Annotated in this window: 4 protein-coding genes; all 4 read left to right on the top strand. The window is 42.9% G+C overall.

Annotated features, from left to right (window positions below; all coding sequences use genetic code 11):
• The first annotated feature begins 12 nt into the window (after nt 1–12).
• The 4 genes from HWQ44_RS16460 to HWQ44_RS16475 all read left to right on the top strand — a co-directional run bounded on the left by HWQ44_RS16460 (nt 13) and on the right by HWQ44_RS16475 (nt 21,932).
• Nucleotides 13–6,666: a non-ribosomal peptide synthetase gene (locus tag HWQ44_RS16460; protein WP_292720448.1), complete on the top strand. Its 6,654-nt coding sequence runs from the start codon at nt 13–15 to the stop codon at nt 6,664–6,666.
• A gap of 39 nt (nt 6,667–6,705) precedes the next feature.
• On the top strand, nt 6,706–9,915 hold the full coding sequence (locus HWQ44_RS16465; protein ID WP_292720451.1) for an amino acid adenylation domain-containing protein: 3,210 nt from the start codon (nt 6,706–6,708) through the stop codon (nt 9,913–9,915).
• An 84-nt stretch (nt 9,916–9,999) separates the two neighbouring features.
• Nucleotides 10,000–17,715 carry a non-ribosomal peptide synthetase gene (locus tag HWQ44_RS16470; protein ID WP_292720455.1) on the top strand — a complete coding sequence of 2,572 codons (7,716 nt, stop codon included), beginning with the start codon at nt 10,000–10,002 and terminating at the stop codon, nt 17,713–17,715.
• Entirely contained in the window at nt 17,712–21,932 is a 4,221-nt protein-coding gene (locus tag HWQ44_RS16475; RefSeq protein WP_292720458.1) for an amino acid adenylation domain-containing protein, read from the top strand. Before HWQ44_RS16470 ends, HWQ44_RS16475 begins: the two co-directional genes overlap by 4 nt.
• Nucleotides 21,933–21,985 lie beyond the last annotated feature (53 nt).

Here is a 21,985-nt window from a genome sequence, read left to right on the forward strand (position 1 = left end):
ACTAAATTTATTATGGAAGAAATTATCATTAACTCTACTCAGGATATTGATGCTTTTTCTGCTTTAACTGAGCAGGAACGACATAAAATATTGGTGGAATGGAATGATACAGCGGTAGATTATCCCAAACATCTATGCATACATCAGTTATTTGAAGTACAAGTAGAAAAAACTCCAGACAATATTTCTGTCGTTTTTAAAGATGAACAACTAACTTACCAAGAGTTGAACCACCGAGCCAACAAAATAGCAGATTATTTGCGTTCAGCTTTGCTGTCGCGTAGCGATTCGCTAGGAGTAGGGCCAGAAGTTCTGGTAGGTATTTGCGTTGAACGCTCTTGGGAAATGGTAGTGGCTAGCTTGGGCATCCTCAAGGCGGGTGGAGCTTATGTGCCATTAGATCCGACATATCCCAAAGAGCGTCTAGCGTTCATGCTCTCAGATTCTCAAGTGCAGGTGCTATTAACCCAGCAAAAGTTTGTTGAAAGCTTTGCTGGGAGCGGAGTACAGGTGGTTTGTCTGGATACTGATTGGGAATTCATCAACCAACACAGCCAAGAGAATGCGACTAGTAACGTCACGGCTGAAAATCTGGCTTACGTGATCTACACCTCCGGTTCTACAGGAACACCAAAGGGAGTAGCTGTGCCGCATCGGGCTGTGAATCGGTTAGTATGCAACACCAACTATATAAATTTTGTGCCAAACGATGCCGAAGGCGGTCAACTACGCGTTGCTCAAGCCTCAAATACTTCCTTTGACGCAGCTACATTTGAAATCTGGGGATCTCTCCTGCACGGGGCTACGCTGGTAGTAATTCCTCACAATGTTGTGCTTTCGCCCCAGCATTTCGCAGCGTACATCCGCGAACAAGGGATTAGCGTATTGTTTTTGACGACAGCCTTATTTAATCAGTTAGCCAGCATTGTTCCCCAGGCATTTAAAGACCTGCGACACTTGCTATTTGGAGGCGAGGCTGTAGATCCCAAGTCAGTCAAAGCGGTTCTGAGAAATGGGTCGCCACAGCAATTGGTGCATGTTTATGGGCCAACTGAGAGTACAACATTCTCTTGTTGGTATCTAGTGGAGGATATTGCCGAAGAGGCAACAAACGTGCCGATTGGTCGCCCACTCTCCAATACACAAATTTATATCCTGGACTCCCAACTTCAACCAGTTGTCATTGGTACTCCTGGTGAATTATATATTGGTGGCGACGGATTGGCACGAGGCTATCTGAACCGCCCAGAATTAACCGAGGAAAAATTTATCCCCAATCCTTTCGAGAAGGCAGAAGGGAGTAGATTATACAAAACCGGGGACTTAGCCCGTTTCTTACCAGACGGCAATATTGAGTTTATTGGGCGAGTCGATCATCAGGTGAAGATTCGCGGCTTCCGTATTGAACTGGGAGAAATTGAAGCGCTTTTGAGTCAACACCCGGATGTACAGCAAGCAGTAGCGATCGCCCGTGAAGACATCCCTGGCGATCAGCGCCTTGTCGCCTATATTGTGCTTAAGCAAAAGCTTGATACGAGCGTCACTACCCTCAAACGCTTCCTTCAAGAAAGGCTGCCTAACTATATGGTGCCAGCAGTCTTTGTGATTCTCGACTCCTTGCCCCTGACTCCCAATGGTAAAGTGGATCGTCAGAATCTTCCAGCTGGCGATCGCACACGCCCCGATCTCGAAGAAACCTTTGTCGCGCCTCGGAACCCAATTGAGGAGAAGTTAGCAGTCATCTGGGCTGAGTTAATAGCACTTGAGCAGATTGGAGTCAATGACAATTTTTTCCAACTGGGTGGTCATTCCCTAATTGCAACTCAACTCCTTTCCCGCGTGCGCGAAGTTTTCCAAGTCGAGTTGTCCTATCACCACATTTTTGAAAAACCCACCATAGCCGGTCTGGCTCAACTAATCGAACAGTACAGCCGCATAGAACCGCAGTTGCAGCGTCCTACCATCCAACGAATTGGGCGTGAAGGACTCTTGCCAGTTTCCTTTGCTCAAGAGCGAGTGTACTTCATCCAGCAATTGGCCCCTGAAAGTAGTGCCTACCAATTCCAGGCAACTATGCGATTTAAGGGTCAGCTAAATGTGGCAGTCTTACAACAGTGCCTCAACGAGATTGTGCAGCGTCATGAAATCTTTCGCACGACTTATCCGGCGGTGAATGGACGCCTATTTCAGGTAATCCACCCAGCGCAACCAATCAGCTTCAGAGTAGTTGATCTCCAGACATTCCCTGAATCGGAGCGAGAAACAGAAGCTCAACGCCTAGTTGAGATAGAAGTGCAAAAGCCGTTTGACCTGAATCAACTACCATTAGTTAAGTGGGTTTTGTTGAGGTTGAGCGACCAAGAACATTTGTTGATCCACATTGAGCATCACATGGCTCATGATGGTTGGTCATTCAATGTGTTTCTGGATGAACTGCTGAAACTTTATCAAGCATTCTCGCTGGGAGATTCTGCTATCCTTCCTAAACCACTGCTTCAGTTTGTGGATTTTGCCCATTGGCAGCGACAGTGGGTCAAAAGCCAGGAAGCACAAGCACAATTGGCCTATTGGCAGCAGAAGTTATCTGGTAGTTCACCGTTGTTGGAATTACCCTACGATCGCCCGCGACCGACAGAGCAAACTTACAATGGTGATCAAATTAGGCTAGAACTTCCGATTGACTTGTGCGAATCCCTGAGAGTTCTGAGTCGTCAAGAGGGTGTCACCTTATTTATGACGATGCTAGGAGCTTTCCTGGTAATATTGCACCGATACACTGGCCAGGACGACCTGAGCGTGGGCACTGCTGTTGCTAATCGGCGGATGCAGGAGGTAGAAAAGCTAATTGGCATGATCGTCAATAACCTGGTTCTACGCACTGATTTGTCTGGCAATCCCACATTTAGAGAATTACTCGGTCGAGTGCGTCAAGTGACTCTGGAAGCATACACCAACGAAGATTTACCCTTCGATAAGGTAGTGGAGGTGCTGAAGCCAATACGGAATTTGAGTCACAATCCTCTATTTCAAGTGATGTTCAGCTTCCATGATTCTCCCATGCCAGACTTGAGTCTTCCTGGTTTAGACATCAGTTTGCATGAACCTATCAGTAATAAATCAGCAAAGTTTGATTTAGATTTTTTGGTCATACCGCGTTCAGAGCAACGCGTGCAGAACGGGTCTAAAAGCGGAGCCAAGGGAATCACGCTAATTTTAGAATACAACAGTGACCTCTTCGATGCTGCCACAATTCAACAAATATTAGAGCAGTATCAAAATTTACTAAATGCGATTATTGCTAACCCGGAGCAGCAAGTTTCGCAATTACCATTGCTAACGCCGACTCAGCAAGAGTTACTGGTGGAATGGAATCAGACTCACAGAGAATATCCCGCTAAAGAGTGTATCCATAAGTTATTTGCGGCTCAGGTGGAGCGATCGCCTGATGCCGTGGCTATTCAGCAAGAAGGACAACAGCTAACTTACCGCCAATTGAGCGATCGCGCCAATCAATTAGCCCACCATCTGCAAAGTTTGGGAGTCAAACCAGAAACCCTCGTCGGTATCTGCGTTGAGCGTTCCCTAGAGATGATTGTTGGCTTACTTGGCATTCTCAAAGCAGGGGGTGCATATATTCCCCTTGACCCTGCCTATCCCAAAGAGCGACTAGCTGACATTCTCGAAGATACGCAACTGAGCATTCTGCTGACTCAAGAAAGATTCTCAGCCAAACTACCAGATTATGCCGGAAAAACGATCTGTTTAGATACGGACTGGTTACAAATTGCTCAACACAGTACAGCTAATCCGATTAGCGAAGTTCAACTCCATAACCTCGCCTACATTATTTACACTTCTGGTTCTACAGGTAAACCCAAAGGGGTGATGATTGAACAGCGATCGCTGTTCAATTTTGCCCTCACCGCTATGCATGAATATGGAATTAATGCAAGCGATAATATTCTGCAATTTGCATCTATCTGTTTTGATGCCTCAGTTGAAGAAATCTTTCCTTGTCTTGTAGTCGGTGCAACATTAGTGTTGCGAACCGAACAGATGTTGCACTCCAGCGATGAATTTTGGCGGTGTTGTCGAGAATGGCAGTTAACTGTTTTGGATCTTCCTACAGCCTATTGGCATCAGTTGGCGGCGGAACTTACCTCTGAAGACTCCCGAATTCCCGAAAGTCTGAGAATGCTGATTATTGGCGGAGAAGAAGCTCAACTCGAAAAAGTGAAGCGTTGGCACAGTAGTATTGCTCACTTCTCCCATCCACCCCAATTACTTAATAGTTACGGGCCAACGGAAGCAACGGTTATAACTACCTTAGAGCGCTTAACTCCAGCCGCCACGTCTGTTGCAATTGGACGACCTGTAAGCAATGCTCAAGTTTATATTCTGGATCAATATCTGCAATCAGTGCCTATAGGAGTTTCCGGAGAACTACACATTGGCGGAGCCGGATTAGCCAGAGGGTATTGGCAACGTCCAGAGTTAACCGAGGAAAAATTCATCTCCCATCCCTTCGATCGAAGCACGGGAGATTCTGATCGCCTTTATAAAACAGGGGACTTAGCACGATTTCGGGCAGATGGCAACCTGGAATATCTCGGTCGGATTGACGATCAGGTGAAGATTCGGGGCTTCCGCATTGAGTTGGGAGAAATCGAAACGGTGCTGAGACAACATTCACAGGTGTTTCAAGCTGTGGTCATTGCTCGTGAAGATATTCCCGGACAAAAACGGCTAGTGGCTTATGTTGTGCCTAAAGAGTCGCAACCAACCACCGAGGAATTGCGGCATTTCCTGAAGCAGAAACTACCTAATTACATGATTCCGTCGGCTTTCATGTTGCTGAAAGCCCTGCCAATGACTCCGAATCAGAAGGTAGACTACCGCGCCCTACCAGCCCCCGACCTTTCCCGCAGTGTAGAAGATAAATTTGTTGCGCCTCAAACCCCTACAGAAGAAAGATTAGCGGCAATTTGGTCAGAAATTTTAAGATTAAAACAAGTCGGTATTCACGATAACTTCTTTGAATTGGGCGGAGACTCCATCCTCAGCATTCAGATAATTTCCCGCGCCAATCAAGCGGGTATCCAAATTGCCCCTAAACAGCTATTTCAGTACCAAACTATTGCTGAGTTAGCTGCCGTGGCAGGGATTACTCGCTCTGTCAAAGCGGAACAAGGGTTAGTGACTGGTTTTGTGGCACTGACACCCATCCAACAGTGGTTTTTCGAGCAGAAATTGCCCGAACCTGATTACTTTAACCAATCAGCCTTGCTAGAAGTGCCCCCAGACTTGCAACCAGAACTATTACAGCAAGTTGTACAACAATTGTTACTGCATCACGATGCTTTGCGATCGCGCTTTGCACGTCTCCCAAGGGGAGAATCGCAGTTTGTGCAACAAGAGGAAAACTGGCAGCAGTTTAACGTCCCGGCTCAAGAATCTGTACCATTTAGCGTCATCAATTTGTCGCACCTGTCACCAGAAGAACAACAAACAGCAATGAAAGCTGCTGATGCTGAACTTCAAGCTAGTTTGAATCTATCTATTGGAGCGATGGCTACGCCCGCCGCAGGCATCGCACGAGTAGCATTGTTTCAATTAGGCAACAATCAACCTGGTCGGTTACTGTTCATCATCCATCACTTAGCAGTAGATGGCATTTCCTGGCGGATTTTGCTCGAAGATTTGGCTACTGGTTATCAGCAAATCAGTCGTGGTGAAGTTATTAAATTACCACCTAAAACAACTTCTTTTCAATATTGGAGCGATCGCCTCACAGAATACGCCCAATCATCAGATGAGTTGAATTACTGGCTAAGTGAGTCTAGTTTTAAAGTTACCGCCTTGCCAGTAGATTATCCTTTAGGTAAAGAAAATAACACCTTAGCCTCAACCGCTTCTGTGTCGCTTTCTTTAACTGAAGAACAAACCCGCGCCCTCTTGCAGGATGTACCCTCGGCCTACAACACTCAAATAAACGATGTGCTATTAACTGCCCTGGTGCAAAGCTTTGCCCAATGGACGGGAGAACGTTCCCTACTCGTTGATTTAGAGGGACATGGACGGGAAGACTTATTTGAGGATGTAGATTTGTCCCGCACTGTGGGTTGGTTTACCACCTTATTCCCCGTTCATTTACACCTAGAAGAAGTTGACCATCCAGGAGAGGTTTTAAAGTTAGTTAAAGAACAACTGCGGCGCATCCCTAATCGAGGCATCGGTTATGGCGTGTTGAGATATTTGCAGCCGGATAACGCAATACGCACCAGACTAGAAAGTTTCCCTCAAGCACAAGTAAGTTTTAACTATCTTGGTCAGTTCGATCAGGTACTTAGGGCATCTGCTGTGTTGGGTTTGGCTGAAGAATTCAAAGCTGAACAGAGTTTACTTAATCAGCGCAGCCACCTATTAGGAGTAAGCGGATTTATTCGTGCCGGAAGGCTGGAAATGACTTGGACTTACAGTGAGAAAATTCATAAACGAGATACCATTGAGGGTTTGGCCTTTGGGTTCATGGAGGCATTGCGATCGCTGATTACCCACTGTCAATCCCCTGATGCGATCGGTCATACACCTTCAGACTTCTCAGCAGCCAGACTCAGCCAAAAACAGCTTGACAAATTCCTAGCCAAAATCAACAAAAACAAGTAGTCATTTGTCATTCTCCCAATCCCACTCCGAGGTAGTTTCATGAATAATATCGACGATCTTTATGAACTTTCACCCATGCAGCAGGGGATGCTTTTTCATACCCTTTATGCGCCAGAATCGGAAGTTTATTTTGAGCAGTTGGTTTGCATCCTCCAAGGAGAATTAAATTTTATTGGGTTTGTCCAAGCTTGGCAGCAGATTGTGGCACGGCATCCAGTTTTACGCAGTGCTTTTTATTGGGAAGAGATAGAAAAACCCTTGCAAATGGTGAGTAAGCAAGTGGATCTCCCGTGGGAGCAATTGGATTGGCAAAATTTCACACCAGATGAACAACAACACTACTTAGGGGATTTTTTGAAATGCGATCGCCAAAAACGATTTGATCTATCTCAAGCTCCTCTGATGCGCTTCACTGTCATCCAGCTAGAGGAGTATACTTACCAATTTATTTGGAGTCATCATCATATCCTTTTTGATGGCTGGTCAATGCAGATTATCCTCAAAGAAGTTTTAGCTTTTTATGAAGCTAATCAGCGAGGCGAACATTTACGCCTGATACCCTCTCGCCCCTATCGGGAGTATATTGAGTGGTTACAGCAACAGGATATTACTCAGGCAAATAACTTCTGGCAAAAAAACCTCCAGGGGTTTGAAACTCCTATTTCTTTAACAGGGAATAGGGAAGAAGGAATATACAATGAGCAAACTTTTCAATTATCTCAAACGGTAACTGAGAAACTGCAATATGCGGCACGACAGCACCATTTAACTCTGAATAATTTGGTGCAAGGAGCTTATACATTGCTGCTTTCCCGCTACAGTGGGGAAAGTGATGTAATTTTTGGTGCAACTGTATCCGGCCGTCCACCAACCCTTGCGGGAGTGGATTCAATGGTTGGCTTACTGATCAACACCCTTCCCATCCGGGTACAAGTCAATGGAAAAGCGGAATTATTACCCTGGCTCAAGCAATTACAAAGCCAAGCATTTCAACAGGAACAGTATGCTTATTATTCCCTGGCAGAAATTCAACGATTGAGTGATGTTCCCCCAGGAATGCCGCTGTTCGAGAGCCTTTTAGTGTTTGAAAATTATCCGCTAGATTCTGCTGAACAGAAAACCAAAAAAACTTTAGACATTAGTCATCTTCGTTGTTTTGAACGCACCAATTACCCGTTAACGGTTGTGGTTAATCCTCAATCACAATTGTCTGGAAGGATTGTCTATGATGCCAGTCGTTTTGAGCAAGAGACAATTGCCCGTATGATTGGACATTTCCAAACATTGCTAGCAGGAATGGCAACTAATCTACAACAAGAGATTTCCCAATTATCTCTGCTCAGTGCAGCCGAAGAGAAAGAATTAATTCTCCAAGAAAATAATCAAAACATAGATTCTATTCATTACAAATGTATTCATCGTTTATTTGAAGAACAGGTAGAAAAAACTCCTGATGCAGTAGCACTGGTATACGAAAAGCAAAATTTAAGTTATCGGGAGTTGAATAACCGCGCCAATCAATTAGCTCATTATTTACAAGCGTTGGGAGTTAAACCCGAAGTACGGGTAGGAATTTGTGTCGAGCGATCGCCATTTCTAGCGATCGGAATACTGGCTATCCTGAAAGCTGGTGGGGCATACATTCCACTAGATCCAGCTTATCCTTCAGAAAGACTGACTTTCATGATGGAAGATGTCCAGACAACGATTTTACTAACGCATAATCATTTGTGCGATCGCTTGCCAGTCCATAATCAAATTGTGGTGAATCTTCACTCAGATTGGGAAATAATTACTCAACATAGTGAAGACAATTTGCTCAGTGAAGTTAATCCAGAAAACTTAGCTTATATCATTTATACCTCTGGCTCGACGGGAACACCAAAGGGAACAGAAGTTACCCATCGTAGCATCATTGGTTTTATGTTTGGGGTTGATTATATTCACCTTGATGCAGAACAGATTTGGCTACAACATTCATCAATTTCTTGGGATGCACTAACCCTAGAACTTTGGCCGCCCTTACTTTATGGTGGGCGTTGTGTGCTTTACCCAGGCAAAATTCCCACACCTGAAGACTTAAGCCGCATCATCCAAGAACAAGGGGTTAACACTCTGTTTCTGACTACTGCTTTATTCAATCTCATAATTGACACGATGCCTGAAGCGTTATCAGAGGTGAAACAACTGCTATTTGGCGGAGAATCTGTTTCTGTACCTCATGTTCGTCGCGCCTTAAAACTACTGCCAAGAACGCAATTAATTCATGCTTATGGCCCTTCAGAATGTACCGTTTTTACTTGTTGTTACCCGATTCCTCAACAACTTGCTGAAAATGTCCAGTCAATTCCCATTGGAAAACCCATCGGTGACAGAAGAGTTTATCTACTAGATAAAGATTTACACAGAGTTCCGATTGGTGTTCCTGGGGAACTTTATGTGGGTGGGGCGAGTGTTGCTAGAGGTTACTTAAATCAACCAACATTAACCAGTGAAAAATTTATTCCTAATCCTTTTCTTGAGGGCGATACACTTTACAAAACTGGAGATTTAATTCGCCGTCTCCCTGATGGAAATCTGGAATTTCTGGAGCGAATTGATATACAGGTGAAAATTCGTGGTTTCCGCATTGAATTAGGAGAAATTGAGGCAGTTCTAAATCAACACCCTGATATAAAGCAAGTCATAGTTATTGCACGGGAAAATGAACCTGGGAATAAATCTTTAGTTGCCTATCTCATTGCCAAAGATCATCCCCCAACTTCTAGCACTCTGCGAAACTTCCTCAAGACAAAGCTGCCTGACTATATGATTCCCGGCGCTTTCGTGTTTCTGGAGGCATTTCCCCTAACACCTAATGGTAAAATCAATCGCCGTGCTTTGCCCGCCCCAGATGCCGACCAAAGAAATCTAGAGGTTGATTTTGTTGCTCCTCGCACGCCTACCGAACAAGAATTAGCCACGATTTGGGTTGAAGTTCTTAAACTAAAACAGGTGGGAATTCACGATAACTTTTTTGAGTTAGGAGGACATTCTTTACTGGCAACACAAGTGATTTCTCGATTAAGAGAAGCCTTTTATCTAAATTTTCCTCTGCGTTATTTGTTTGAAAATCCCACCATTGCTGAACTTGCTCAAAAAGTGAACGCTCAACAGATTGAACAAGCAGAAAATGATGCAATAGCACAAATTTTAGGGGAAGTTGCTCAGTTATCAGAAGAAGAAGTAACGCAACAATTGCTTTTTTAAAGGTTAAATTAATTTAAAAAAATAATTTTAATTCTCATCCAAAGGGTCACGATAAGTGTTTTTAATTACGAATTACGAATTATTATGAGCGATATACTAAAACGTCTAGAAGCCCTTTCTCCAGAAAAGCGAGAATTAGTCCTACAAAAACTTAAAAAGCAACAGCAATCTCCACAACATAATGGCAAGCTAACTCCACCCCTAACATTGGTATCAAGAGAACAATCTCTTCCCCTCTCCTTTGCCCAACAAAGATTGTGGTTTCTCGACCAACTAGAAGGCGAAAATTGTGTCTACAACGTCCCCTTTTTCTGGCAGATTAACGGATTTCTGAATATAAGTGCTTTAGAACAAGCTATTACAGAAATTGTTCAACGTCATGAAGTCTTACGTACTAGCTTTTGTGTTGTCGATGAGTCGCCGATACAGGTGATTCACGCTCATCCGCAACTGACAATGCAAGTACGAGATTGGCGACAATTGACTGAAGAAAACCAGTTAAGCAAAGCCACGCAGTTAGCGACAGAAGAATTGCAACAGCCCTTTGACTTATCAAACCCACCTTTGCTGCGGGTAAAATTGTTGCAACTGAGTGACCAATCTTATCTTTTGTTGCTCGTCATCCATCATATCGTTTGCGATGGCTGGTCAATGGACATATTCCGCCGTGAATTGTTCAGCCTCTATACCGCATTTTGCGCCAGAAAATCTTCTCCTTTAACTGAATTAGCCCTGCAATATGCCGATTTCGCCCACTGGCAAAGACAATGGCTACAGGGAAAGGTACTCGAAACCCAACTTAATTACTGGCAAAAACAATTAGCCGCAGTCCCGCCTCTATTAGAATTGCCCACAGATAAAACCCGCCCTTCGGTTCAAAGTTTCAGAGGGCGTAGCGAGTTTTTGGAACTCAATCAGGATTTAACACAGAAGTTGAAGCGTTTGAGTCAAGAGTCAGGAACAACTCTGTTTATGACTTTGCTGACGGTATTTACGCTCTTACTTTCGCGCTACAGTGGTCAAGAGGATATTATTATTGGTTCTGCGATCGCTAATCGCAATCGTCGTGAAACTGAAACATTAATTGGCTTTTTTGTCAATACCTTAGCATTACGCACCAATCTGCAAGGAAATCCAACTTTCTTAGAATTACTTGAACGAGTCAAGCAAGTAACCCTAGATGCTTATGACCATCAAGATTTACCCTTTGAGAAACTAGTTGATGAATTGGGATTAGAGCGATCGCTTTCTCATCATCCCCTATTTCAAGTGGCGTTTGGTTTGCAAAATGAAACCCAGCAACAACTAGAAATCAATGGATTAACCCTTACCCGTTTCACGTGGGAAAACACGACGACTCTATTTGATTTGTCGTTGATTTTCCGAGAAACTCCTCAAGGATTGACAGGAGAATGGGAATATGCGACAGATTTGTTTGCAGCCAAAACTATCCAAAAGATGGCGGAACATTTTGCAGTTTTAATTAAGGAAATTGTTGATAACCCTCAACAAAAGATTAATACTCTGACATTAATCACAGAGGACGAACGTCAGCAACTCCAAAACTGGAATCAAACTCAAACTGATTATCCCCTCAATCAAACTTTGGTGGAACTGTTTGAAACTCAAGTTGCCAAAAACCCGAATAATCTCGCTTTGGTGTTTGAATCCCAAAGCCTAACTTACCAACAACTGAATCAAAAAGCGAACCAACTAGCTCATTATTTAATTCAAAATCACCAAATCCAGCCAGACACTTTAATTGGTATCTGCGTTGAACGATCTTTAGAAATGATTATTGGTGTACTCGGTATCCTCAAAGCGGGTGGGGCTTATGTGCCGATTGACCCCAATTATCCCAAAGAACGGATTGAGTTCATGCTAGAAGATTCTGGGATCTCGGTATTGCTGACCCAAAGTTTTCTATTAAACCAATTACCCTTAGCTAAACTGAAACACCAGATCATTTGTTTGGATGAGGAAACTTTTGCCGAAGAATTAATAGATAATCCTCATCCTCAAAGTACTGTTGATAATTTAGCTTATATAATTTATACCTCTGGTTCGACAGGACGACCCAAAGGAGTGATGATTGAGCATCGTGCAATTGTCAACTTAAGTTTAGCTTGGGCTGAAACTTTTCAAGTTAAACACCACAGCCGTTGGCTTCAGTTTGGTTCTTTTAGTTTCGATTTATCTATTGGTGAAATTGCCACTGCTTTGTCCGCAGGTGCTTGTTTGTATCTGGCCAATAAAGAAACTTTGTTACCAAGTCAAACTTTAGTTGACTTGTTGTGCGATCGCAAAATTTCCCATTTCACGTTATCTCCTTCGGCTTTATCTGTATTACCTCAAGCCTCATTACCTGATTTGCAAGCTGTAATCGTTGGTGGTGAAGCTTGTTCAGCAGAATTGGTGGCAGAGTGGGGAGCAAAACGACGTTTTTTCAACTGCTATGGCCCGACGGAATCGACGGTTATCGCCAGTATATCTAGTTGTAAACCGAATGGGAAAAAACCCTCTATCGGTCAACCGTTATCTAATATCCGCATTTACATTTTAGATGCTCACAATCAACCGTTACCACCTGGCATTCCTGGGGAATTGTGTATCGCGGGAGTCGGTTTAGCACGAGGCTATCTCAACCGTCCCGATTTAACCGCGGACAAATTTATTGAAGTTAAATTATTCGCCAAAACTGAGCGAATTTACAAAACTGGCGACTTAGCAAGATGGAACTATGATGGCAATCTTGAGTATCTAGGTCGCATTGATGCTCAAGTTAAATTACGGGGCTTTCGGGTTGAGCTAGGTGAAATTGAATCGCTATTATTACAACACCCTTTAGTTAAAGAAGCGGTTGTTATTTTAGATGAAACTGATAATAATCCCAAGTTAGTAGCATATCTCACGGCGACAGAAAAATCTATCAATTTAGGTGGTCAACTCAAAGACTACCTGAAAATTCGCCTGCCGAATTATATGGTTCCTAGCCAGATTATGGTATTGGATCAGTTGCCCCTTACCCCTAACGGGAAGCTAGATCGCAGAGCATTACCAGCACCAGATACAGCCACTTCTACTGATTTTGAAATGCCAGTTACACCAACTGAAGAACTGCTGGCTACCTTATGGCAAACTCTCCTGAAAGCTAAGTCTGTTGGTCGCCGAGATAACTTCTTTGAATTGGGTGGACATTCCCTGTTAGCAACTCAACTGGTTGCCCGGATTCGTGACACTTTTAAGGTAGAAATGGCTGTCCGCAAGGTATTTGAGCAGAGCGTTTTATCTGAGTTGGCAACAGAAATTGATCAAGCGGCTGGCGCGATGGCTTTACCTGCGATCGCACCACAACCTGAAAATGCTCCTAAAACTCTATCTTTTGCCCAATCAAGACTCTGGTTTTTAGACCAACTTGAAGGTACTGGAACCTCGGCTACTTACAATATGTCAACGGCCTTGCAACTTGACGGCAAGTTGAATATAGAAGCGTTGCGTGCAAGTTTTGATTATCTCCTCGATCGCCATGCCATTCTCCGTACTTATTTCCCCGCACTAGTAGGAGAGGCGCAAGTAATCGTTCAAAATCTAGAGGATATAGAAGTACTGGCGATCGTAAATCTGCGTTCGCTCGATCCCCAGACTCAAGCGGAAACTGGACAACAGTTAGCCAATACTCATGCCCAAGAACCCTTTGACTTAAATACAGGCCCCCTGTTCAAAGCGAAACTGCTGCAACTTAGCGAACAGAAAAATGTCCTGCTGATTAATATGCACCACATTATTAGTGATGGCTGGTCAATGGGGGTGTTTAAGCGCGAATGGGAACAGGCTTTTGCTGCTTTTGCTGCGGGATATGCTCCAAATTTGCCCCCGTTGCCAATTCAGTATAGTGATTATGCAGCTTGGCAGCGCAGTTGGTTACAAGGGGAGATTTTAGAAACTCAGGAAAATTACTGGAAACGACAACTAGGCGATGCTCCCCGATTCCTGGATTTGCCTACCGATCATCCCCGTCCAGCGCAACAAAGTTACCAAGGTGGGCGTGAGGAATATCGTTTGAGCCATGAACTGACTCAGAAACTCAAAGCTATTAGTCAACAACACGGGGTTAGTTTGTTTATGACTCTGTTGACGGCTTTTAGTATTTTACTATCTCGTTACAGCCGTCAAGAGGATTTATGTATTGGTTCTGCGATCGCTAACCGCACCCATAGCAATACAGAATCACTAATCGGTTTTTTTGTCAATACTTTAGTGTTGCGGAGTAAAATCAAGCCAGAACAAAGTTTTAGCGAGTTACTCCAACAAACCCGTCAAACTTGCCTAGATGCCTACGCTCATCAAGATATTCCCTTTGAGTATTTGGTAGAACAGTTACAACCAGAACGCAGTCTGAGCCATAATCCCTTATTCCAAGTGATGATGGTGTTGCAAAATACTCAAGAAGCGGGGAAAAATGTTAGTTTACCAGGGATTGATATTCAATATTTAGAGCAAAGTCTCCCATTTGCCAAGTTTGACCTAACACTGGATTTTTGCGAAAGGGGCGACCAACTGCATTGTATGTGGGAATATGCCACAGATTTATTTGAAGCAGAAACGATTCAACGCATGGCGGGACACTTTGAAATCTTGCTGGAAGCAATTATCCAAAATTCCCAACAGCCCATCAGTACGCTCCCCTTAATCACAACAGCAGAAATTCAACAACTGCAAGTTTGGAATCAAACTAATATCAATTATCTCAAAAATCAGACTTTGGTGAGTCTGTTTGAAGAACAGGTAGCACAAACGCCTGATAACATTGCGGTGGTGTTTGAAGACAAAAGCCTGAGTTATCAAGAACTCAACCAAAAAGCCAATCAGCTAGCGCATTATTTGTTGGAACTCAAAAAAGAGCAACAATTACCTGATAATCCCTTGATCGCGATTTGTGTGGAGCGATCGCTATCAATGCTCATCGGTATATTTGCTATCCTCAAAGCAGGTGGAGCTTATGTACCAATTGATCCGAGTTATCCCCAAGAACGCATTTATTTAATGCTCGAAGATAGTAATGCTTGTGTATTACTAACAACAAACCCTATCAAAAAGCAACTTCCCCTAGAAAAACTAAAAAATCCCTGTCAAGTAGTATTTCTGGAGCCAGAAACATGGGTCAATCAGCTAACAAATAATCCCAATCTGCAAAGTAGCCCTGATGATTTGGCTTATATAATTTATACTTCTGGTTCCACAGGGCGACCTAAAGGTGTTGCCATTGCCCAATCTAGCCCAGTAGCTCTGATAAAATGGGCACATTCAATCTACAGTGCAGAACAGCTTGCAGGTGTCTTAGCATCAACCTCAATTTGTTTCGATCTCTCCGTTTTTGAAATTTTTGTCCCTCTGACTCAAGGTGGTAGTGTGATTGTGGTGGAAAATGCACTCTACATTGAGCAAGCACGCAACAGTATTGTACCGATGACATTGGTTAATACTGTACCGAGTGCTGCTGTAGAACTACTCAATATGAATGTTATACCGGCAAGTGTTCAAATCATCAACTTAGCTGGCGAACCATTAAAAAATCGTCTAGTACAGGCTTTATATCAAACCACATCAGTGACAGGGGTTTATAACCTCTATGGCCCTTCTGAAGACACAACTTACTCGACTTTTACCAAAGTTGCCAAAAATGCCCAGCATGAACCAACTATTGGAAAGGCGATCGCTAATACCCGCATTTACATTCTAGACAGCTACAACCAACCCCTTCCCCCAGCAATACCAGGGGAACTCTGCATTGCAGGTGCGGGTTTAGCACAGGGTTATTTGAATCGTCCCGATCTGAGTGCTGAAAAATTCATTGACATTAAACTGTTCAACCAAACTGAGCGGATTTATAAAACTGGTGATTTAGCCCGTTGGCTACCTGACGGCAATTTACAATATTTAGGACGCATTGATCATCAGGTCAAACTTCGAGGTTTTCGGATTGAATTGGGTGAAATTGAGGCATCTTTACTCAAACACCCAAAAATTCAGGAAGCAGTCGTCATTGTTCGGGAAGAAACTGATCTCGATCAACGTCTGGTAGCTTATATCGTCCCAACAACGACAGATGAGCGCACAAACCAAGGTGAACAGGTAGAATTGTGGGAACAAGTTTTTAATAACAGCTACTCTCAGCAACAAATCCCAACCGATGACCCAACTCTCAATCTAGCCGGGTGGAATGATAGCTACACAGGAGAACCAATTCCCCAAGCGGCGATGCAGGAATGGCGAGATACAACAGTTGCCCAAATTCTGGAATTTGAACCCAAACGGATTTGGGAAATTGGTTGTGGGACAGGAATGTTATTGTTTAAAATTGCGCCCCATTGTCAGCATTATCTGGGTACAGATTTTTCACCGGAAGCATTGCAGTATATTGAACAACATCTAAAACAGCAGTCTCTCAACGACAGAGTTACTTTAAAAACCAATGCAGCTAACCAATTTGATGGCATAGAGACAAATGCTTATGACTTGGTAATCATAAATTCTGTCATCCAGTATTTTCCCTCTCTGGATTACTTTTTGTCAGTGTTAGAGAGAGCTATCAAAGCTGTAAAAACTCAGGGATCAATCTTTATTGGCGATGTGCGAAATCTCCATTTGTTAGAAGCTTTCCACACCGCAGTCGAGTTTTATCATGCCCCCGATGAGTTATCAATTAAAGACTTGCATCAACGGATTCAAAAAAGTATTCGCAACGAAGGTGAATTACTGATTGATCCTAATTTATTTATCGCTTTAAAACAAAGATTTCCTCGGATTAGTCATGTAGAAATCCAATTGAAACAGGGTTATGCTCAAACGGAAATGAGCCGTTTTCGTTATGACGTTATTTTACACTTAGATCAGACAGATACCCTAATCGCAGAATCACAATGGTTAGATTGGCAAACTGAGCAACTTAATTTAGAAACAATCGAGCGAATTTTAACAACTCAGCAACCAGATTTGTTATGTATTAAGAATATTCCGAATGCGCGTCTAACTTCTGAAATAGCGCTGTTAGAAGAAATCGCCCAATTAGATGGTGCTGTTTCAGATTTAAAAGCAGCAGTTGCCCAAGCCAAATTGGGGCTAGAACCCGAAGCCTTCCGAACTTTAGCGCCAGATTTACCCTATAGACCTTTTATCCAATATAGTTCCACAGGATTTTCTAATTACGATATTGTTTTTCAACGGAATATACCTGGACAGACGACACTAACACGATTTAATCACGAGGATAATTTGCGGCTGAAACCTTGGCAACATTATGCAAATCAACCGTTACAATATCGCACCAATCAAGTTGATCCAACAATATTCGCCGAATGGCGGGAATTTATCGGAAAAACTCTGCCTGATTATATGATTCCTAGCCATTTCACTGTCTTAGAAAAACTGCCGCTCACACCGAATGGAAAAGTAGACCGTAAAGCTTTACCTGCACCAAATGCAACCGTTTTATCAACAGACATTGAATTGCCTGTAACCTCGACAGAAAAACTGCTTGCCGAATTGTGGGTGAAGCTGCTTAAATATGAAGCTATCGCCCGTCATGACAACTTCTTCAACTTGGGAGGACATTCATTATTAGCAACCCAATTAATTGCCCGCATCCGTGATAAATTCAAAGTGGAATTGCCCCTGCGGAAGATATTTGAATTTCCCACCCTCACTGAATTAGCGAATTATCTCGATACCTGCATTTGGGTTAATTCCACTGACGAAAATATGCAGCCTCTCAACTCAGACGAAGAGGAAATTGAACTATGACCATGACACAAAATCAGCAAGTAGTTTCTTTAATGCTGCGTTTGCAAAACATGGGATGTCGAATTTGGGCTGAAGATGATAAGTTACGAATTCGTACAACCAAAAACGCCTTAACCTCTGAACTAAAGCAGGAAATTCAAGCCCATAAAGCAGACATATTAGCATTCTTAAATTCTGTCAAAGCCACAAATGTCATAGCAGAGGAAATTCCGACCTTATCAGATGATGCCCCGAAGCCCCTTTCCTTTGCTCAACAACGCCTCTGGCTGTTAGCGCAACTTCAAGGGCCATCAGCTAGTTACAATATGCCGATGGCTTTGCAACTGGATGGAAAGCTCAATATTGATGCTCTGCATTCTAGTTTGGCTTATCTGCTTAATCGGCATGACAGTCTGAGGATGTATTTTCCCACAGTGGCGGGACAACCTGAAGTTGCGATCGCAAATTTAGACGACATCGAAGTTTTAAGGGACTGGGGACTGGGGATTGGGGACTGGGAAAGAGTTTTACCAATAGCGATTTCCGACTCCCCAAATATCCAGCGTTTGATTGATGCTCATGTTCAAGAACCGTTTGACTTAAATACTGGGCCTTTGTTTAAAGCAAAACTGCTGCAATTGAAGGAGCATAAATATGTGTTGCTCATCAATATGCACCATATTATTAGTGATGGCTGGTCGATGGGGGTGTTTGTCCGTGAGTTGCGACAAGTTTATACCGCTTTTGCCCAAGGTCAAACCCCAAACCTGCCTCCCTTACCCATTCAATACAGCGACTACGCAAACTGGCAACGAAATTGGTTACAAGGGGAAGTATTAGAAACTCAGATCGACTACTGGAAAAATCAACTCAAAGATGCTCCCCCATTATTGGAGTTACCAACCGATTATCCCCGTCCAGCATTGCAAAGCTATCGAGGCGATCGCGATCGCTATTCCCTCTCACCTGACTTAACTCTTGCCATTAAAACTTTAAGTCAACAGCAAGGGGCAAGTTTGTTTATGATTTTGTTGGCGGCTTTCAGTATTCTGCTTTCTCGTTACAGTCGCCAAGAAGACTTATGTATTGGTTCTCCGATCGCTAACCGCACTCACAGCCACACGGAAGGGTTAATCGGCTTTTTTGTCAATACCTTGATACTGCGTAATCAAATCAAGCCTAAACAAAGCTTTATCGATTTCCTGCAACAAACTCGCCAAACTTGTTTAGATGCATACTCTCATCAAGACATTCCCTTTGAGTATCTGGTAGAACAGTTGCAACCAGAACGTAGTATGAGCCATAATCCTTTATTCCAGGTAATGTTAGCACTGGAAAATAATGAAAGTCCCGACCTAAGTTTACCAGGACTAGATATTGAATGGCTCCCATTAACCTATCCGTTTGCTAAATTTGACCTAGCACTTCTAGTCATAGAATCTGATAACCAGTTAAATCTCAGTTGGGAATACGCCACCGATCTCTTTGAGAAGAATACTATACAAAGGATGGCGGAACAGTTTGAAGTTTTGCTGAAGGGAATTGTTGATAACCCTCAGCAACCTATTAATACTCTGCCTTTGATGACAGCGCCCGAACTTCTGCAACTACAACGCTGGAATCAAACAGAAAGCGATTATCCTCATGATAAAACTCTAGTTGAGATATTTGAACAACAAGTTGCGAAAAACCCTAATAATCTAGCTTTGGTATTTGAATCCCAAAGCCTAACTTATCAGCAACTCAATCAAAAAGCGAACCAACTCGCTCATTATCTTATTCAAAATCACCAAATTCAGCCAGACACTTTAATTGGTATCTGTGTTGAACGGTCTTTGGAAATGATTATTGGTTTACTCGGTATTCTAAAAGCAGGTAGTGCTTACGTACCAATTGATCCCAATTATCCTAAAGAGCGGATTGGGTTCATGTTAGAAGATTCTGGGACATCGGTGTTGCTAACCCAAAGTTTTCTCAAAGACAAATTACCCTTAGCTAACCTGGAAAATCCCTGTCAGATAATTTGTTTGGACGAGGAAACTTTTACCGAAGCGTTAACAGAAAATCCCAGTCTCCAAAGTACGCCTAATGATTTGGCTTATGTAATTTATACCTCTGGTTCGACGGGACAACCCAAGGGGGTGATGATTGAGCATCGCGCAATTGTCAATTTAAGTTTGGTCTGGGCTGAAACTTTTCAAGTTAAACACGACAGCCATTTGCTTCAGTTTGGTTCTTTTAGTTTTGATTTGTCTGTTGCTGAAATTGCGACTACCTTCGTCACTGGTGCTTGCTTGTATCTTGCAAACAAAGAAACCTTGTTACCCAGTCAAACCTTAGTTGACTTCTTAACTGATCACAAGATTTCCCACGGGTTTTTATCTCCTTCCGCCTTATCTGTCTTACCTCAAGCAACCTTACCCGATTTGCAATGTCTAACCGTTGGTGGTGAGGCTTGTTCAGCAGAATTGGCGGCACAGTGGGGAACAGGACGGCGTTTGTTTAATTGCTACGGGCCTACGGAATCTACGGTTAATGCTGCGATCGCTCTCTGTCATCCTAATGGAAAAAAACCGCCTATTGGTCAACCATTATCTAATATCCGCATTTACATTTTAGATGCTCACAATCAACCCTTACCGCCTGGTATACCTGGAGAATTATGTATCGCTGGAGTGGGTTTGGCACGAGGCTATCTCAATCGTCCCGACTTAACCGCCGAAAAATTCATTGAAGTTGAGTTATTCAGTAAAATTGAGCGAATTTACAAAACTGGCGACTTAGCAAGATGGGGGATTGATGGAAACCTTGAGTATCTAGGTCGTATTGACGATCAGATTAAATTACGGGGTTTTAGAATTGAACTCGGTGAAATTGAATCGATTTTGTTGCAACATCCATCAGTTAAAGAAGCAATTGTCACCTTATATAAAACTGAAAACAACCAAAGTTTAATTGCCTATCTAACGGGAATCACTACTGATTTATCTACCCAATTGAAAAATCACCTCAAATCCCGTCTGCCCGATTATATGATACCTGCTCAGATGATCGTACTTAATGAGTTACCTTTAACTCCCAATGGCAAAATTGACCGAAAAGCTTTACCTCTTCCAAATGGTGTAATGGAAGGCTTATCCGAAGCCCCACGAAACGATTTAGAACAACAACTAACGCAAGTTTGGTCTGCTGTACTCGAACGTCAAGAGATTGGGATTCATAATAACTTTTTCGACTTGGGCGGTCATTCTTTATTGGCAATCAAACTGCTCAATAATATTCAGCAGGTGTTTGAGCAACAACTTTCTTTAAGCAGTTTATTTCAGAATCCTACCATTGCTCAACTGGCAGAACAACTTTGTAATTATGAGGTTCAACAGTTAAATTCCGATTTACTTTTACTTCAACCTCAAGGAGAAGCAACCCCTCTATTTTTTCTACCTGGCGCAAACGGCCACAGCTTCTATTTTCGAGATTTAGCAATCAATTTAGGAACTGAGCGCCCCGTGTATGGACTCGAAACTCCAGGACGAGATGGCTCTAACCCACTCCCGGAATCAGTAGCAGCCCATGCGAGTCAAATGATTGAGCTATTACATCAACAGCAAACCAAAAGTCCATACATATTAGTAGGATACTCTTCAGGTTGTGCCGTTGCTTTTGAAATGGCTTCTCAACTGGAACAGCAAGGTGAAACGGTGAGTTTACTAGCTATCTTGGATGCTGGACTAGTTTCTCAGCCTGAGTATTTAACTAATAGAACGGATATTGATTGGATTTGGCAATCGATTCAACGGATTGAAGCCTTAAAGGGAGTTTCTTTAGGTTTGGAATACTCCGATTTAGCCGCTCAAAGCGATGACCAAGCCAGGTGGGATCTGGCCGCAGAATATTTGTACCGATATAATATCCTCCCGGAACATTCAACTATCTCTCTACTCAAAACCAATCTGAAAGTGATGAAAGTGCTAACTCTTAATTACGCAAATTATCATCCAACTCATCTAATTTCTGCCCCCATTGTTTTATTCCGCGCTCAAGAAGTTCAGGAGATTGTTTTGCAAGAACTTCAAGCTTTTTCTGATTACAATCTGCCCGATTGGGGATGGCAAGCCTATACTCAAAAGCCTATAAAGGTAATTTCTGTACCTGGAAACCACGGTCAGATGCTTTATGAACCCAATGTCAAACTATTAGCTGCACAATTACAAACCTTGATAGTAGATGGAGCAGAGTAAAGTATTCTGAATTCTCCTTTATCTCACCCTGAAATAATTTTGCAAGAGGTCTA

Source organism: Nostoc sp. JL34, assembly GCF_017114945.1.
Taxonomy (GTDB): domain Bacteria; phylum Cyanobacteriota; class Cyanobacteriia; order Cyanobacteriales; family Nostocaceae; genus Nostoc.